The following is a 17010-nucleotide window of genomic DNA, read 5'->3' as shown; positions in this document are numbered from 1 at the left end:
CAGCTTTCATCTTAGGCGTCTCGAGATTTGCGTATAGCGATACATTTCGCTATTGACAAAAAATCACGGCGAGCCATAAGATGCATTTACCCCGATACACCGACGCAGTCATAGAGTCAAAAACGGGGCGAGACATTCCTCCAATACCGTCAGCCCGCGCTTTGCGTGCGCAGTCGGCCGTCGTCTCGCCTCACATCCAACTTTTGAGGGAGACAAGCATGGCAAAGGCATTCGCATCCCAGGCCGACCTGGAAGTCAAGCAGGTCACGTGGACCAAGCTGTCGGACAACGCCTACGCATACACCGCAGAGGGCGACCCGAACTCGGGCGTGATCATCGGCGACGACGGCGTGCTGATCGTCGACACCACCGCGACCCCCGCCATGGCGCAAGACCTCATCGCCAAGATTCGCAGCGTGACCGACAAGCCGATCAAATACGTCGTGCTGTCGCACTATCACGCGGTGCGCGTGCTCGGCGCGTCGGCCTATTTCGCGGAGGGCGCGCAGCAGGTGATCGCGAGCCGCGGCACGTACGAAATGATCGTCGAGCGCGGCGAGGCCGATATGAAGTCGGAGATCGAACGCTTCCCGCGTCTGTTCGCCGGCGTCGAAACGGTGCCGGGCCTGACCTGGCCGACGCTCGTGTTCGAGAAGGAAATCACGCTGTTTCTCGGCAAGCTCGAGGTGCGCATCGCGCACCTCGGCGCCGGTCACACGAAGGGCGACACCGTGGTGTGGCTGCCGTCGCAGAAGGTGCTGTTTTCCGGCGACCTCGTCGAGTACGACGCAGCCTGCTATTGCGGCGACGCGCAGCTCGAACAATGGCCGGCGACGCTCGAAGCATTGCGCGCGCTGAAGGCCGACAAGCTGGTGCCGGGCCGCGGCCCCGCGCTGACCACGCCTGAGGACGTCGACAAGGGTCTCGATTACACGAAGGACTTCGTCACCACGCTGCTGCAACAGGGCCGGGAAGCCGTCGCGCAGAAACTGGATCTGAAGGCCGCGATGGCCCTCACGCGTCAGGCGATGGATCCGAAGTTCGGCCACGTCTTCATCTACGAGCATTGCCTGCCGTTCGATGTATCGCGTGCTTTCGACGAAGCGAGCGGCATCACGCATCCGCGTATCTGGACCGCGCAGCGCGACAAGGAGATGTGGGACGCGCTGCAAGCCTGACGGCAACGGAGAGATGGACGGAGACATGACATGAGCATCAACTATCAGACGCTGTCGTTCGAGTATCAGCCGTGCCGCGAACAGCGCGAACAATCTGCTGCGCAGCAGGCGCTCCATCCTGTCATCGTGGTTGGCGCTGGGCCGGTCGGCCTCGCTACCGCGATCGATGTCGCGCAGCAGGGCGTGCCGGTCGTGCTGGTCGACGACGATTGTTCGTTGTCCACGGGATCGCGGGCGATCTGCTTTTCAAAGCGCTCGCTCGATATCTTCGACCGCCTGGGATGCGGCCAGCGGATGGTCGACAAGGGCATTAGCTGGAACGTCGGCAAGGTATTCCTGAAAGACGAGCTGGTCTACACGTTCAATCTGCAACCAGAAGCGGGGCACCACCGGCCCGCGTTCATCAATCTGCAGCAGTACTACGTCGAAGGCTTTCTGCTCGAACGCGCGCAGGAAATGCCGAACCTCGAGATTCGCTGGAAGAGCAAGGTGATCGGCGTCGAGCAGAACGGCACGGCCGGCACGGGCGAGGCCGGCGTGACGCTGACGGTCGAAACGCCCGCCGGACAGTATCCGCTGTACGGCCGTTACGTGGTCGCCGCCGACGGCTCGCGCAGTCCGATGCGCAAGCTGATGGGACTCGACAGCAAGGGCGTGACGTTCAAGGACCGCTTCCTGATCGCCGACGTGAAGATGGAAGCGGACTTTCCGACCGAGCGCTGGTTCTGGTTCGATCCGCCGTTTCATCCGAATCAATCCGTATTGCTGCATCGTCAGCCGGACAACGTGTGGCGGATCGATTTCCAGTTGGGATGGGACGCCGATCCCGTGCTGGAAAAAACGCCGGAGCGTGTCATTCCGCGAGTGCGCGCGCTGCTCGGGCAGGACGCGAAGTTCGAGCTGGAATGGGTCAGCGTCTATACGTTCTCGTGTTCGCGGATGGAGCGCTTCCGTCACGGTAACGTATTGTTTGCCGGCGACTCCGCGCATGGCGTGTCGCCGTTCGGCGCGCGTGGCGCGAATAGTGGCGTGCAGGACGCGGAAAACCTCGCGTGGAAGCTGGCGATGGTGCTCGCAGGCCAAGCGTCCGATGGATTGCTCGACACGTATGCAAGCGAACGCGAATTCGCCGCCGATGAAAACATCCGCAACTCGACGCGCTCCACCGATTTCATTACGCCGAAGAGCCCGGTGAGCCGCGTGTTTCGCGATGCCGTGCTAAAGCTGTCGCGGCATCATCCTTTCGCGCGTCAGTTGGCCAATAGCGGGCGTCTCTCGGTGCCGGTGGTGTTGCGCGATTCCCCGTTGAATACAGCGGACCGTGACAGCTTCGACGGCGCGATGGTGCCGGGCGCGTCGTGCGTCGATGCACCGGTGCAGGCGGCCGGACAGCCGGCCTGGCTGCTGCAGCACCTCGGACAGCAATTCACCGGCGTGCTGTTTTGCGGCGAGCAGGGCATCGATCCGGCGACGCTGGCCGCGTTGGATGCGCTGCGTGCGGGGCCGATTCCGTTGAAGCTCGTCATGGTGATGCGCAGCGATGCGCAAGTCGCGGCGTGGCCGGGCATGGACGTGGTCCACGACACCGAGGGGCTCGCTAGCGCGCGCTACGACGCGATGCACGGCACGTTCTATCTGGTTCGGCCGGACCAGCATGTGTGCGCGCGTTGGCGGCAAGTCGATGTGGACGCCGTGGGACATGCGTTGAGGCGAGCGCTGTGTGTCGAAGGCACGGCCTGAACACATCAGCAAAGAAAAGCAGGAGACAGACATGGCACTGAACACGCAACCGAACCTCGCTCGCCCCGATGATTTCTACGAGGCGCTGATCGACATGCATCGCGATCTGGACGACGCGCAGAGCCAGTCGGCCAATGCGCAATTGATCCTGCTGCTCGCCAATCATATCGGGGATCACGCGACGCTGATCGAAGCGATGCAACATGCGCGTGAAGGCGCGGCGGATGTTTCTGTGCGAGGCGCGCAGGCGCATTCGCTGGCGGCTTGAATCTACGCGATGAAAGCAGCACGCCTGGCAGCCGAGCCGCGCTTATTCTTCCGCGAATCCGCTTAGGCCGTCCGCGCCTTGAAGCTGTACTCGATCGAATCAGCACCACTGCCGCACGGCGGTCCGTCCGGCATTTCGTTGTGGCGCCTCGATTTTGCTTTCGATGTCCGGCAGGACGCCAACACGTTTGCATCCCTAAGCAGCGGCAAGTGCGCTCGCCATGCGCCAATGCGTCAATTGCCCAATGCCAAACCCTTCGGCCACCCGAACGTGCGTACCAGCGCGAGCGGCTGCGCGAGCGCGACCGCCGCGCGAATCTTGCCGTTCATCGGCAGATCGAGCACATGCCAACGGCCGTGTTCCGCGAGATCGAATGCGCAACTCGCGATATCGCTCGATAGCAGATCGCCGTCGATATCGACGGGCGCATAACGCAGCGCATTGCAAAGGCTGCCATAGCGAGCGCGGCGGCGCGATTGGTCCGGTGTCGCCTCGGCGCGGCGCCGGGCGATGGCACGACGACGCTCAGGCCGAGCGTCGCGGACGCCATCCCGATCACGATCCAGATGCCGCCATACGCGATATCGATGGTGACGCCGCGACCATCATGAGGATGGCGCGCTTGCAGTTTCTCGTTGCCGTCGTCTTTGCAGGTCGACCGCATGCGGCTCGCAGTCGAACAGATGGCCGACGACCCAGCGCACTACCACGCGCGCGCCGATAAAGCGTTTGCGCAGTGCGGCGTTCGGATGCAGCCGCGCGCGCTCGCGCTCTGTCTTCGACAGCCAGCTATCGCCTTCCTGTACCGGTAACGCGGCGGGGCGCGGCGTCGCACTTCGCCCGGATGGTCCTCAGCCGAGGTCGTGAGATGCTGGCCGTCTTGGGCTGAGCGCACATCCGCGATCAATAAGGCAACTAACGGTCAGCCGCGCCAGCCACTCCCGGCTATGATGACGACGTGCCGCATGAAGCCTTACCGCCAAACCGTCTCGCAGGATTTCTGCCCACTCACGCCAGCCAATGCCGCCCAGTTCACTCGACACCGCCTCGCACCCCGCGTCCACCGACGCGGCGCAACGCCTGCCCACCTTGATGCTTGCCGCTGCGCTGTCGCTAGGAAGCGCGATTGCGTTGGGGCTCGCGCGCTTCGCATACGCGCTGCTGTTGCCGTCGATGAAACTCGACCTCGGTTGGAGCTTCGCGCAAGCCGGCGCAATGAACACCGCCAATGCGCTCGGTTATCTGCTCGGCGCGCTGGCGTTCCCGCGACTCGCGCGCCGCTGGTCGGCCGGTGCGCTGTTCGGCGGCGGCTGTGCCGCCACTGCGCTGCTGATGGCCGGCAGCGGACTGCTCGCCGACACGAATTCCCTGCTCGTCTTGCGCGTGATCACGGGTGCGAGCAGCGCGGCGATCTTCATTAGCGGCGGCGTGCTGGCCGCGCGGCTGGCGTCGGCGAGGCCGCACGACGCAGGGTTCGTGCTCGGCCTGTACTACGGCGGCACGGGATGGGGCATCGTGGCATCGTCGGTGCTGGTGCCGTTGACCATCTTCAACGTCGCGCACGGCTGGCAATTCGCGTGGTACGCGCTGGCGGCGGCGTGCGCGGCATTCTCGGCGGTGGCGATCGGCGCAGCGCGCAAAATCGAGAGCGTGCATGCGAGCGGAGTCTCGGCCGCACGCGCGGGCGCCGCCGACGACGCGCCGCGTTGGCCGCGTTTCAGCGCGGCGCTGACGGGCTATGGATTGTTCGGCGTCGGTTATATCGGCTACATGACCTTCATCGTTGCGCTGCTGCGCAATGCGGGCATGAGCGCGACGGTTGTGACGGGTTTCTATCTGCTGCTCGGCGTGGCGACGGTGGTGTCGGCTCGCGTGTGGTCCGGGCTGCTCGACCGGATGCGCGGCGGCCAGGCGCTCGCGGTGCTCAACGCCTTGCTCGCGGTGGCGACGCTGCTGCCCGCGCTGTTCACGCAGCCGTGGGTGGCGTTCGTGTCCGGCGTGCTGTTTGGCGCGACGTTTCTGTCGGCGGTGGCTTCGACGACGGCCTTCGTGCGCCACAATCTGCCCGCGAGTCACTGGGCCAAGGGGATCAGCGCATTCACGATCGTGTTCGCGTTTGGGCAGATCGTCGGGCCGATGGTGATCGGGTGGGTATCGGATGGAGCGGGGCTGGCGCACGGGCTGGTTTATTCCGCGTTGCTGCTCGGGCTCGGTGCGGTGTTGGCCGCTTGTCAGAAGCCGTTGCGCGGCGCGTGAGCCGCGTCTGCGCGGCGCTCATTGACGGCGCAGGGCTTACGTTGCCGCCTGTCACTTCAGCGAAAGCAATCCGAGGTTCTCATTCTCTTCGAATAGACGGCGTCTCGCCATCGATCACCACTTCTTCGAGCACCGTGCGCACGACCATCTGCACGAACCGTCATAGCGCATGCATTCTGTCACCGCGTGCGGGATCAAGGCCGGATCGCGCTTTAACTCGTCGAGGCGGGCCGGTCGACGGAGCAGCGCCACCATCGCATTGCCAATCATGTTTGAGATGGTCTCGTGGCCGGTGATGAACAGCAGGGTCATGTTCGAGATGTTCTCGTCGTCTTTCAGTGTCACGCCGTCGTCACTGACGCTAACGAGCGCACAGATGAGGTCGCCTCGGATTGAGGCGCCGTTGTTCGATCACTTGCTGAAAATACCGTCCGAGCGTCGACACCGCTTCGTTCGCTTCGGCGAGCATGGCCTCTTTGAGCGGTGCAAGATCGAATGCCGAAACAAGGCGGCTCGCCGCCGCGCCGAGTTCGTGCCGCCGGCGGACAGAATATCCGGCAGACGGCAGATGATCTCGACTGCAGCGGCAATGCATATTCACTGACCAGATCGAATTCGGTCTTTTCCCCGATGCGTTCGACGAGTTCGCGCGCCGTCGCCTCGACGATCTCCCTTCCATTGAAGGCCTTCATCAGCAGCGCTCTCAGGCGCGTATGCAAAGGCGGATTCATCATCAGGAAGGTGCGGCCCAACGCCTGAAAGACCGGCTGCTGAGCCGTGTCGTCGCCATAGCGTGCCCGCACGCTTTGCAGATAGGTCTTGCCCATGCGCCGGTCACGCAGCAATGCGTCGATGATCTCGAAGCGGCCGGTCACACGCGCATTCGGGCCGACGTACCCGCGACGCATGCGCAGAGACACCTCCCGAGAGTGGCGGCGCGCTCTTTTGTATCGCAATGTATCTGCGCCATGCATGGGTACAGAACGTTGCACAGCCGGTATTCGCCGACACACGCCAGATACGTCAGCGAAGTCTAATACTTCCAAGCCAGATGACCTGGCTAGCAGACCAGAACGCAGACACGTGTTTGCGGAAATCAAATTCTCTTTGAGGTGGACATCATGAAACTGATCCAATCGCTCGTCGTTGCCGCTGTCCTCGCCGTGCCGGCTTTGTCGTTCGCGCAATCGAACCAGCCGCTGACTCGCGCCGACGTGCGCGCGCAACTGGTCGAGTTGCAAAGCGTCGGCTACAACCCCGCCAGTGATGAAACGCAATATCCGAAGAATATCGAAGCAGCCGAGGCGCGGCTGAATGCACAGAAGAGCCTGTCGGCGTCGTCGTATGGTCCTTCGACTGCCGGTACGTCGGCCGCGGGGTCGCGTGGTGCGCAAGCGGACGTTATCGGCCTCGGTTCGATCTACGCAAAGCCCTAAGCAGTGAGCTGGTCGATTGCGTCAATCGAGTCGCCAGTCGGCCCTATCGATGTGCATCGCGGTACTGACCGCGGTGGCGTCTGGCGCTGGCGCCGCCCATTTCGGTGCCGACCATCACACTCGAAGGCGACGCGAACGGTGCGGCCCATCCGGACCCGGCGGCTTACGCGAAGAAGTTCACGGGCAAGTACCAGCACCGGAACATCACGGGCGGCATCGGGCACAACCTGCCACAGGAGGCGCCCAAGGCCTTTGCCGACGCGATCATCGACGTCGTGCGTCTCTAGACCCTCGTTCTGACGCAATAAAGCTTTCACATAGTCCACTGATCTAGAGGAATCTGGATGCGAACGATCCGGACAGCATGCGCGGTAGCGCAATGGCACTCCTGCTTTATGCATTACCCAGCGAGGTCATGGCGCAGGATGCTCACGCGGCGCGCTCGCCAATTTATGGCGTGACGATTCCCGAGGGCTATCGGAAGGGGGAAATGATCGCGCCAGCCGAAGAAGCCGCGCCACTCGACGAACTTCGCGTTGTCCTCGGCAATCCCGCAGCCGTGAAGATGATCGAGAACTCGACGGTGCCGTTTCCGGACGGGGCTATTCTGGTCAAGCTCGCTTATAAGCGGAAGCAGTCCCCCGACTTCGAAACGGCGACTATCCCGGGCCAGGCGACGACGGTGCAGGTGATGGTGAAAGACTCGCATCGATACGCGTCGACGGGCGGCTGGGGTTATGGCCGCTTCATTAACGGACAGCCCGCCGATCTGGCGCAGCATCAAACGTGTTTGCGTGTCACGAAGCACGCGTGAAAAGCCGCGGCTACGTTTTCACGCATTTCGCGCCGTGATGTTGCGTTTGATTGCAGGGGCGCACACGGCTACATGAGGTTGGCGGGAACTGAGCGCGATGATCGATACCTTCGATCATCGCGCTTCTGTTCGTGCCGGCTATGACGCGATCTCACACGCCGGATGTCCACGGAATGAGCGCCGCCTGGCCGCAATAAACGCCTGCGTCATCGTGCAATTGCCAGACCACCACGTTATCGATCCAGAAGCGCTTGCCCGACTTCGTCACACGCATGCCGCGATACGCGCAGACAAAACCATCGCGTTCCACCTGCTCCAGGAAGGCCCGCCGTTCGTCGCGATCGGGCGCTTGCGCCGACAAGCGGGAAGGTAACCCGGTCAGTTCGTCCCAATCGTATTCGAACAGTTTTTGCGCCGTCATGTTGCCGTACACGAAGACCGGGTCCGCCATCGTGTTGTGCGCGAGCAGGCCGAACGGCGCGCTCTCGTAAAGCCAGCGTGGCGCGTCTTCAATCGACACGTGCGCGGGGACAAGCGGCTTGCCGAGCAGGCGCGAGTAGCTGTTCGACAGTAGATTGAAAAAGCCGGGATCGGTGCGCAGGCTCGTTTCCGTGCGTCGCTGTGCGGCGTCCATCTGCGATTTCTCCTGAAACGGTGGGAACACGAAGTGTGGCCCAAGCGGGCGGCGATGTCACGATGGCGCAAGCGTGGAGCAGGATCGTTGCCGGCGCGTTGCTTGATCTAGTCTTTGAACAGGGCGCCGATGGCCCACCGGCCCGTGAGAGCCGGCTCATGATCGTACCGCTCTGGCTAAGTCTGCTCCAGTCATCGACGTTGTTCCTTGTTTGATGTCGTCTACCTGGCTTTGCCGGGCGCGACAAAGATCGGTGTGTGTGACGTCGGTCGAATCCGGTCGGGAAGATAAAGCTATCCGTCGTTCGCATGGGCACGCACTCGCCAAGCTTGGCGGCGATGATCACAGCCCAGCGAAAAAAGCCGGCGCACCTTATCGGAATGCGCCGGCCTGGCTTGCGAAGATCAAGCGCTATCGCGCCGGGCGCGTGACCATGCAGTCGGCGTCAGGCAATAGCACGAGGCAGCGCTGCTTAGACAACGGTAATGACGACGTCGATATTACCGCGCGTCGCTTTCGAATACGGACACGTTTGATGAGCCCTATTCGCCAGCTCCTGCGCGACTTCGCGGTCGAGACCCGGCAGGCTGACGTTCAGGCGAGCCTGCAGGAGGTACGCATCGCCGTTCATGCCCAGATCGACTTCTGCGTCGACGGCGGTATCGGCGGGTAGCGCCACTTTCAACTGTTTCGCGGCGAGTCCCATTGCGCCGATGAAGCACGCCGACCAGCCGGCGGCCAGCATCTGCTCCGGATTCGTGCCAGCGGCGGAACTGCCCGGCGGGGACAGCTTGACGTCCAACCGACCATCGTTGCTGCGCGACGCGCCGTCGCGGCCGCCGGTGGTGTGGGTGTTGGCGGTGTAAAGCACTTTTTCGATGCGGGTCATGATCGATATCCTTGCGTGATGGGTTTAGTGATGCGAGTAAGTGGAAAGCGCTGCGTTCAGTGCGACGCGTGCTCCCGATTCGGAAGCCGTATCGCGCACGCCGCCGTAAGACTGCGTCGCGGTCTCGGCGTTGACGTTGGCGATGGCCTGCGCCTGCTCGGTGCGAACCGTCTGCGCACTCTGGCCGCGTTGCGATGCCGGTGCGCCCGCGAGCGGGTCGTAATGCGGCGCGGGGCCGTAGCCGCTGCTGGCGAAAGCGGGCGATACGATTGCGGCGCTCGCGGAAAGAAGTGTGGCGAGAACGAGATGCTTGATCATGATGGAACCTCGAAACGATAAGTTTGAAAGAGACGGTGCCTTGCGAATCGCGCCGGACATCCGGGGGCACCGTGCCTTCGCGGGAGCGGCGGCGCGATACGCTCGCGTAGCGATCAGCTTCCCTGATAGAACTTGTTGAGCGCGGCAAGCTGACCGTCGTGCTGCGCGCGCACCAGTTCCTGACGAACTTGCTGGCGGGTCTTGCCCGTCGCGTTGGCCTGGCCGGGTGTCCACTGCTGTGTTTGCTGGGCGTCGTTGCTGACTGCGTTGGCGTCGGCCGATGGGACTGCGTAAGCGGTAGCCGTCGTGGCGAATGCGGCGAAGGCCAAAGCGATCATCGATACTTTCATGTCGTTCTCCTGAAGCTGGATTAGTGAAGAGAATCCGTCGGTTGATCTGGGGAAGCGCCGCACTCGGGTTGAGGTCTGCGGCAAGATCTTCATCAGCGTCCGTCGTTGATGTATTAGAACTGGCGGCGGTATCTGGCTTGTGTCGGGAGATCGGACTATTGCAATGCTGTGTATCAGCCCGATCGACATATACATTGCGATACAAAACTATGACGGGCGTCCCGCAATCACTTGAGGGATCGCATGCGTGTACACGTAAGGTCGCTCACATCTTTCGTCATACAGAGCAAAGGCCGCGGCAATTTCTTCACATTGCTGCGGCCCGTGCAGGCATTCCACCAGAAGAGTCCCCATCAATCCTTCTGCGCGAGCAGCGCCTGAATCGCCGCTTCCGTCTTCGCATAATCGCCTTCACCGAAATGCGTGTACACGACCTGCCCCTTCTTGTTGAGCAGATAAAACGCGGGCCAGTACTGGTTGTTGTAAGCGCTCCACGTCGCGTACTGGTTGTCCTGCGCGACCGGATAGGTGATACCGAAGCGCTTGATCGCGGTCTTGACGTTATCGGTGTTGCGCTCGAACGGGTATTCGGGCGTGTGTACGCCAACCACCGTCAGTCCTTGATCCTTGTATTTCTGGTTCCAGCTTTTCACGTACGGCAGCGTGTTGATGCAGTTGATACAGGTGTAAGTCCAGAAATCGACGAGCACCACCTTGCCCTTCAATTGCTGAAGCGTGAGCGGCTCGCTGTTGAGCCATTGGTTGATGCCGGTGAATTCCGGTGCGGGCGGCCCGCTCTGCAACGGCGCGGCGAGGGCGGCGGTGCCGGTGGCGGCCGTAGCGGCGAAAGTCGCGGCGATAGCGAGTGTCTTGAGTTGGGAGAGCATGTCAAAGTCCTTTGAGAGAAGGGAAAATCGCGGCGATCCGGGCGTAGACCAGAACGTCGTATTGCAGATAGATGGCGAGAGCGGTCAGCATCACCAGTACGCCGAATATCTGTTGCAGCAGTTGGGCATGGCGCGCTACCACGCGTACGCGTTGCGTCACGTAATGGCCGCCGTAGATGATCGCGAGCATCGGAATGGCGGCGCCGATCGCATACGAGGTGAGCAGCAGCGCCGACCATCCGAGGTCCTGCGCCTTGACCACCAGCACCAGGATCGACGCCAGCACGGGCCCCGCGCACGGGGTCCAGACCGCGCCCAGCGACATGCCGAGCAGGAAGCCGCCGGCGTTGCCGCTGCCGGGCTGCCCCCCCGGCGCAATCACCGCGCCGATGCGCGCGAGCGGCGCCTGCAATTGCGCGACGAGCCAGTCGTAAGGACGCGGCCACAGACGCAGCAGACCCGACAGCGCGAGCAACGCGATGCCGGTATTGCGCAGTGCTTGCTGGGCGACATGCACGGTGCTGGACACCGCCCCCAGCAGCATCGCGAAGGACGCGAAGGTCAGAATGAAGCCGGCGATAATGAAGAGCGGACGCACGCGGCTCGGCCGTTCGACCGAGGTGCCGAGCAGAATTGGCATCACCGGCAGAATGCAGGGCGAGGCGATGGTCAGCAGCCCGGCCAGCAAGGCGAGCGGTGTTTCGAAGGGGCTGTGCATGGTGGACACTCCGTGAGCTGGTATGGCCATATTGGAACGTCCGCACGTATCTGGTTTATGTCGGCAATACCGCGCGCCTGCAATGTTTTGTGTCTGGCGAAGCTCGGGATACACTGCGACACAATTCGCCGTACGAGGCAGGCTATAAGCGGGCATCGCCAGAAACAGGGTGCAGCCGGTGCGTGATTCGCTTTCTCGTACGAGCCGGGTGCAGTTGAAAACGCCAGCAACCATCCTGTACGAGACCCGAGCAATGGAAACGACCGACCACGTATTGATCGTCGACGACGACCGCGGCATCCGCGAACTGCTCGCCGGCTACCTCGAGAAAAATGGCATGCGCGTGTCGCTCGCGGCCAACGGACGCCAGATGCGCGCCGCGCTGGAACAGGGCGCGCCCGATCTGATCGTGCTCGACCTGATGCTGCCGGACGAGGACGGTCTCGTGCTGTGCCGTGAATTGCGCGCCGGCAAATTCCGCGCCGTGCCCGTGCTGATGCTCACCGCCCGCGACGAGGAAGCCGATCGGATCGTCGGTCTGGAAATGGGCGCCGACGACTACCTGACCAAGCCGTTTGCCGCGCGTGAGTTGCTCGCGCGGATTCGCTCGGTGCTGCGCCGCGCCCGGATGCTGCCGCCCGGCATGCAGGTGACGGAATCGGTGCAAATGCTGTCGTTTGGCGACTGGCGTCTCGACACCACCGCGCGTCATCTGCTCGATTCGGAAGGCACGATGGTCGCGTTGAGCGGCGCCGAATATCGCTTGCTGCGCGTATTCCTCGATCATCCGCAGCGGGTGTTGACGCGCGATCAACTGCTCAATCTGACTCAGGGCCGCCAGGCCGATCAGTTCGACCGTTCGATCGATCTGATGGTGAGCCGTCTGCGTCAACGCCTGAGGGATGTCGCGCGTGAGCCGCGTTACATCAAGACGCTGCGCAGCGAAGGCTATGTGTTTTCCGCCGCCGTGAACGAGATCGAGGACACGCAATGAGCCGGTACTCGTGGGCGCGTTGGCCGACACATTGGCCCCGCACGCTGTTCGCGCGACTCGCCGTGATCCTGTTCGTCGGACTGGCGCTCGCGCAGACGTTGTCGTTCTGGCTCACGATGACCGAACGCGACCAGACGATGACCCATGTGATGATGGGCTACATCGAACGTGAGGTCGCCAGTTCGGTGGCGCTGCTCGATCATTTGCCGCCTGATGAGCGGGCCCAGTGGCTGCCGCGTCTCGCGCGGCGCAGCTACGAGTTCGTTCTCGGGCCCGGCATTTCAGGCGCGCCCGTCGATGCGAGTCTCTCGGAGCGCGTCGCGCGCTCGATCGATGACGGCATCGGCAGTCACTACCCGCTGACGGTGAACGCGGTCCCCGGCGACCGCGAACGCCTGCAGGTGCATCTGAAGTTGAGCGATGCCGGGCGGCGGGAAAGGGCGATGTTCGCACCGGCGCCGCTCACTCAACCCTTACCTCGCAGACGTGTCTTGCGCTTGCGCGCATCATTGCCCTCTCTCGCCGCCGAGAACATCGGCATGCGTTCCTGAATCCACTTGAGCAATTCGAGCGGACCCGGCGCAAGCGGCCGGTCGGTCTTGACCAGCACTCGCGCTTGCGCCCCTTCGAATAGCGGATGCGCAATCGGCACCGTCGTCAGCTCGCCGCTCGCCAGTTCACGGTACGCGGCAAACTCGCCGATCAGCGTCATGAAGTTCTCCGCCGTCACGAAACGCTTTAGTGCGCTCAGCGAGTTCGTCGTCATGGTCGCGCGAATCGTGACGTTCTCGGCCAGTTCCGCCATCTTCACGACATGGCCGATCCCGAATGTCGGCGGCATCAATGCGAGCGGGTACGCCCGCAGATCGTCGATGTTCGCGGGTCCCTTTCTTTTCGCCAGCGGATGATCGCTTCTTAGCAGCAGCACGACGGGCTGCGGCGAACTCGCCCGATATTCGATACGCGGGTGCGGCGGCGGGTTGTACGCCAGCCCGATATGGGCGCGGCTTTCCGCGACTTCATGCTGGATCGCGTCGACCGCGAGCATCTCCATGCCGATGTCCAGCTTCGGATAGCCGGCACAGAACGGCGCCAGCACGTCGTCGACCAGCGTATCGACATAACCTTCGCTGACAGCCAGTTGAATATGCCCTTGCTGAAGGCCTTTCAGCGCGTGCAACTGGTCTTCGAATTTTTCCTGCTGCGACCGGTAGCCGCGCCAGAACTCCAGAAGGTGCGCCGCGGCTTCCGTCGGCTTGACGCCGCGCGCCTGACGCTCGAATAGCGTCGCGCCCAACTCCTCTTCGAGCAGCTTGATCTGCCGCGTAATCACGGACGGCGACGTATTGATGCTTTCCGCTGCGCCCCGAATCGTGCCATGCGTCAGCACCTCGTTGAAATACCGCAGGCGTTGCTGATTGATCTCTCGCATTCCCTTGCTCCAAGCCTTTCTTGCGTTGCTCACAGAGCAACGATACGTGAACTTAGTTGCTCTTGCTATCAGTGTTTTGCACTGCCACTATCGATTCAACCCTGACGACAGGTCCATCCAAGGGAAGCGGAGACAAACATGTCAGCAATTCACCCCTCGACAGCCGGCGACGCCGCCTCGGCGCTCTATAGCAAGCTCAACTGGCGGCTGCTGCCGTTTCTGGTGGCCTGCTACATGTTTGCGTACCTGGATCGCGTGAACGTCGGGTTCGCCAAGCTCCAGATGCAAAGCGACCTGGGTTTCTCCGACGCGGCGTATGGCGTCGGCGCGGGCATCTTCTTTCTCGGCTACGTGCTGTTCGAAATCCCCAGCAATCTGATGCTGCCGAAGGTCGGCGCGCGTCTGACGTTTAGCCGGATTCTCGTGCTATGGGGCATCACATCGGCGTGCATGCTGTTCGTTCAGAACGTCACGGCCTTTTACGCAATGCGCTTCCTGCTCGGCGTATTCGAAGCCGGCTTTGCACCGGGCATGATCTATTACCTGTCGTGCTGGTATGGACCGGCGCGCATGGCGCGGGCGATTGCGCTCGTGTTCGTGGCGGGGCCGCTGGGCGGCATCGTCGGCGGCCCGACGTCGGCATGGCTGATGACGACGCTCTCCGGTGTGTGGGGTCTGGCCGGCTGGCAATGGATGTTTCTGGTCGAAGGGCTGCCGTGTGTGGCGCTGGGTCTGCTCACGCTGCGCGTTCTGTCCGACCGTCCGGCGGACGCGAACTGGCTGAGCGACGACGAAAAGCTGCTGCTGCATAGCGAGACGGCGCCCGCCCAGCATCGTGCGCATTCATTCAAGGATGTGCTGCGCAGCCCGCGCGTCTACGTGCTCGCCGTCGCTTACTTCTGCCTCATTTTCCCGATCTATGCGATCAGCTTCTGGCTGCCGACGCTGCTGAAAGACCAGGGCGTCAACGATACGCTCCGTCTTGGCTGGTACGTCGCGATTCCTTATGTGGCGGCCGCGCTCGGCATGTACCTCGCGGGTCGCCGCTCGGACCGGGTGGGCGAGCGCCGCTACCACTGCGCGATTCCGGCGCTCGGCGCCGCGACCTGCCTGATCGCCGCGATGCTCGCCGATGGAAGTCTGACGCTGACCCTCGTGGGGATGACCGCGGCCACCGCCTGCTTGTGGATGGCCTACACGGTCTTCTGGGCGATTCCTTCGCAGTTGATCGAGGGAACCGCGGCGGCCGGCGGCATCGCGCTGATCAACACGGTCGGCTTGTCGGGCGGATTCTGGGGTCCTGCCGTGTTCGGCTGGACCAAGTCGTGGACCGGGAGCATGCATCTGGGCCTCGTCGTCATGGCATGTGCGGCGGTGGTGTCGGCCACGCTGATTCTGACGGGCAAGCTGACACTCGAGAAAAAGGCGGTTTGACCGCCTTCATCTTCCCCTTCCCATACAGATACAGGGAGTGAAGAACATGAAAATCCTGATCGCCGGTTTCCAGCATGAAACCAATACATTCGCACCGACCAAGGCCTCTTATAGGAGCTTCGTTCAGGGAGAAGGCTTCCCGCCCTTGGCGCGCGGCACCGATGTGATGGCGCTGCGCGAGGTCAACGTGCCGATCGGCGGATTCATCAAGGCGGCGCAGACGAACGGGCACGATCCGATTCCGGCGATCTGGGCGGGCGCGAGCGCCTCCGCGCATGTGACGACCGATGCGTTCGAACGCATCGGTGGAGAGATTCTCGACGCCGTGGCAAAGGGCGGCTTCGATGCGATCTATCTCGACCTGCACGGCGCGATGGTGACCGAGCAGTTCGACGACGGTGAAGGCGAGCTTCTGGAGCGGGTGCGCCGGATCGTCGGTGACCGCATGCCGGTAGTCGTTTCGCTGGATCTGCATGCGAACGTCACCGCGCGCATGGTCGAGCATGCGAGCGCGCTGGTCGCCTACCGCACCTATCCTCACGTCGACATGGCCGAAACGGGAGAGCGCGCCGCGCGGATTCTCGAACAACTGGTGGCCGAAGGCCGTCCGTTGCATTGCGCGTTGCGCCGCGCGCCGTTTCTCATTCCCGTGAACGGCATGTGTACGCTGGTCGCGCCGGCAAGCGACATGTACGGCATGCTGGCGGCGCTCGAAGCAAATGACGTGGTGTCGGTGTCGTTCGCGCCGGGCTTCCCTGCCGCCGATTTCCCCGAATGCGGGCCGACGGTCTGGGCCTACTCGTTTAGCCGGGATGAAGCCAATCGCGCGGCCGACGCGTTGGTTTCGAAGCTCGTCGGCGACGAAGCGCAGTGGGACGTGCCTTTCCTGAGTCCTGACGAAGCGGCGCAGGAGGCGATCGCCGTGAGCCGTGCGGCAACGAAGCCGGTCATCATCGCCGATACGCAGGACAACCCTGGCGTGGGCGGCGATTCCAACACGATGGGCATGGTGCGGGCGCTGCTGCGCAACGGCGCGACGGATGCGGCGGTTGGCGTGATCTGGGATGCGGAGGCCGCGGCGGCTGCGCATCGCGCGGGCGTCGGCGCGCGCATTTCTGTGGCGTTGGGCGGCCGTTCCGGCGTGCCGGGCGATGCGCCGCTCGAAGCGGTCTTCGAGGTCGAACACGTGTCGGATGGGCGCTTCCGTTTCGACGGCCCGATGCTCAATGGCATGCAAGGCGAGCTGGGTCAGGTGGCCTGTCTGCGGATCGACGGCGTCAGGATTGCGGTCAGCGCTATCAAGATGCAGGTGTTCGACCGCAACCTGTTCCGCGTGGCCGGCATCGAGCCCGAGCAGATGAAGATTCTCGTGCTCAAAAGCTCGGTTCATTTTCGTGCGGATTTCGAAGCAATCGCCGATACAATTTTCGTGGCAAAAGCGCCGGGACCGATGGCCGCCGATCCCGTCGACCTGCCGTGGGAGCGTCTGCATCCGGACATCCGCGTGCGGCCGATGGGGCCGTCGTTCGAATCGTTCCGCGCGGTTGCTCTCTGACTTCAACTCTGGTTTGTCTGGACACAGCCTGAACGGCGCCATGCGCTAGCGCTGCCGCGCAGGGCTCGGGCTGAGGTTTCTTTTCGTGCATCGGGAGCGTGCGAATC

Annotated in this window: 17 protein-coding genes and 3 pseudogenes; 11 read left to right on the top strand and 9 right to left on the bottom strand. The window is 62.9% G+C overall.

All coding sequences use genetic code 11. The features are described from left to right. Positions 1-218 precede the first annotated feature (218 nt). The 4 genes from B0G69_RS31025 (at position 219) to B0G69_RS31005 (ending at position 5442) form a co-directional block, all read left to right on the top strand. Positions 219-1178, top strand: coding sequence for an MBL fold metallo-hydrolase (locus B0G69_RS31025; RefSeq protein ID WP_121323690.1), 960 nt, complete (start codon positions 219-221; stop codon positions 1176-1178). Positions 1179-1208: 30 nt separating this feature from the next. After that, positions 1209-2918, top strand: a complete 1710-nt coding sequence (locus tag B0G69_RS31020) for an FAD-dependent oxidoreductase (protein ID WP_121323689.1) — start codon at positions 1209-1211, stop codon at positions 2916-2918. Between the two features lie 31 nt (positions 2919-2949). Beyond that, on the top strand, positions 2950-3186 hold the full coding sequence (locus B0G69_RS31015) for a DUF2783 domain-containing protein (protein ID WP_121323688.1): 237 nt from the start codon (positions 2950-2952) through the stop codon (positions 3184-3186). A 1020-nt stretch (positions 3187-4206) separates the two neighbouring features. Continuing rightward, complete coding sequence (locus B0G69_RS31005; protein WP_121323687.1) at positions 4207-5442, top strand: YbfB/YjiJ family MFS transporter; 1236 nt, start codon at positions 4207-4209, stop codon at positions 5440-5442. Positions 5443-5556: 114 nt separating this feature from the next. On the opposite strand, the gene B0G69_RS42205 is transcribed toward B0G69_RS31005, so the two are convergent. Together B0G69_RS42205 and B0G69_RS31000 are read right to left on the bottom strand one after the other, a co-directional pair. After that, the gene (locus B0G69_RS42205; RefSeq protein ID WP_241991520.1) at positions 5557-5787 is read right to left on the bottom strand and encodes a cytochrome P450; all 231 of its coding nucleotides are present in this window, start codon (positions 5785-5787) and stop codon (positions 5557-5559) included. Further along, the gene (locus B0G69_RS31000) at positions 5784-6317 is read right to left on the bottom strand and encodes a hypothetical protein (protein ID WP_241991519.1); all 534 of its coding nucleotides are present in this window, start codon (positions 6315-6317) and stop codon (positions 5784-5786) included. The genes B0G69_RS42205 and B0G69_RS31000 overlap by 4 nt, the downstream gene beginning before the upstream one ends. Before the next feature lie 246 nt (positions 6318-6563). Between B0G69_RS31000 and B0G69_RS30995 the strand changes: the two genes are divergently transcribed. The 3 genes and pseudogenes from B0G69_RS30995 to B0G69_RS30985 all read left to right on the top strand — a co-directional run bounded on the left by B0G69_RS30995 (position 6564) and on the right by B0G69_RS30985 (position 7730). Beyond that, on the top strand, positions 6564-6878 hold the full coding sequence (locus B0G69_RS30995; protein WP_121323686.1) for a DUF4148 domain-containing protein: 315 nt from the start codon (positions 6564-6566) through the stop codon (positions 6876-6878). 77 nt (positions 6879-6955) lie between these two features. Continuing rightward, positions 6956-7165: pseudogene (locus tag B0G69_RS30990) on the top strand (alpha/beta hydrolase); the annotation flags it as partial. A 128-nt stretch (positions 7166-7293) separates the two neighbouring features. Next, a pseudogene (locus B0G69_RS30985) lies at positions 7294-7730 on the top strand (cytochrome P460 family protein). A gap of 113 nt (positions 7731-7843) precedes the next feature. Here the strand turns inward: B0G69_RS30985 and B0G69_RS30980 are convergent. The 6 genes from B0G69_RS30980 to B0G69_RS30955 form a co-directional block, all read right to left on the bottom strand. Continuing rightward, the gene (locus B0G69_RS30980) at positions 7844-8326 is read right to left on the bottom strand and encodes an MEKHLA domain-containing protein (RefSeq protein WP_121323685.1); all 483 of its coding nucleotides are present in this window, start codon (positions 8324-8326) and stop codon (positions 7844-7846) included. A gap of 472 nt (positions 8327-8798) precedes the next feature. Then, entirely contained in the window at positions 8799-9215 is a 417-nt protein-coding gene (locus B0G69_RS30975; RefSeq protein ID WP_121323684.1) for an organic hydroperoxide resistance protein, read from the bottom strand. Positions 9216-9239: 24 nt separating this feature from the next. Then, positions 9240-9533, bottom strand: coding sequence for a hypothetical protein (locus B0G69_RS30970; RefSeq protein WP_121323683.1), 294 nt, complete (start codon positions 9531-9533; stop codon positions 9240-9242). Positions 9534-9646: 113 nt separating this feature from the next. Next, the gene (locus tag B0G69_RS30965; RefSeq protein WP_121323682.1) at positions 9647-9883 is read right to left on the bottom strand and encodes a DUF4148 domain-containing protein; all 237 of its coding nucleotides are present in this window, start codon (positions 9881-9883) and stop codon (positions 9647-9649) included. 353 nt (positions 9884-10236) lie between these two features. Beyond that, positions 10237-10770, bottom strand: a complete 534-nt coding sequence (locus B0G69_RS30960) for a thioredoxin family protein (protein ID WP_121323681.1) — start codon at positions 10768-10770, stop codon at positions 10237-10239. Between the two features lies 1 nt (position 10771). Then, entirely contained in the window at positions 10772-11488 is a 717-nt protein-coding gene (locus B0G69_RS30955; protein WP_121323680.1) for a cytochrome c biogenesis CcdA family protein, read from the bottom strand. 253 nt (positions 11489-11741) lie between these two features. Between B0G69_RS30955 and B0G69_RS30950 the strand changes: the two genes are divergently transcribed. After that, a complete protein-coding gene (locus tag B0G69_RS30950; protein ID WP_121323679.1) occupies positions 11742-12482 on the top strand; it encodes a response regulator in 741 nt (246 codons plus the stop codon). Continuing rightward, positions 12479-12904 (top strand): annotated as a pseudogene (locus B0G69_RS30945) (two-component sensor histidine kinase); the annotation flags it as partial. The gene B0G69_RS30950 and the pseudogene B0G69_RS30945, both read left to right, overlap by 4 nt. A gap of 44 nt (positions 12905-12948) precedes the next feature. Here B0G69_RS30945 and B0G69_RS30940 read toward each other — a convergent pair. Beyond that, entirely contained in the window at positions 12949-13914 is a 966-nt protein-coding gene (locus B0G69_RS30940) for a LysR family transcriptional regulator (RefSeq protein ID WP_121323678.1), read from the bottom strand. A 138-nt stretch (positions 13915-14052) separates the two neighbouring features. Here B0G69_RS30940 and B0G69_RS30935 point away from each other — a divergent pair, with 138 nt between their 5' ends. Both B0G69_RS30935 and B0G69_RS30930 read left to right on the top strand, forming a co-directional pair. Further along, positions 14053-15348 carry an MFS transporter gene (locus B0G69_RS30935; RefSeq protein ID WP_121323677.1) on the top strand — a complete coding sequence of 432 codons (1296 nt, stop codon included), beginning with the start codon at positions 14053-14055 and terminating at the stop codon, positions 15346-15348. Positions 15349-15394: 46 nt separating this feature from the next. After that, the gene (locus tag B0G69_RS30930; RefSeq protein ID WP_121323676.1) at positions 15395-16903 is read left to right on the top strand and encodes a M81 family metallopeptidase; all 1509 of its coding nucleotides are present in this window, start codon (positions 15395-15397) and stop codon (positions 16901-16903) included. Positions 16904-17010 lie beyond the last annotated feature (107 nt).

This window comes from Paraburkholderia sp. RAU2J, assembly GCF_003634845.1.
Taxonomy (GTDB): Bacteria; Pseudomonadota; Gammaproteobacteria; order Burkholderiales; family Burkholderiaceae; genus Paraburkholderia; species Paraburkholderia fynbosensis.
This window is presented reverse-complemented; position numbering and strand designations above follow the sequence as displayed.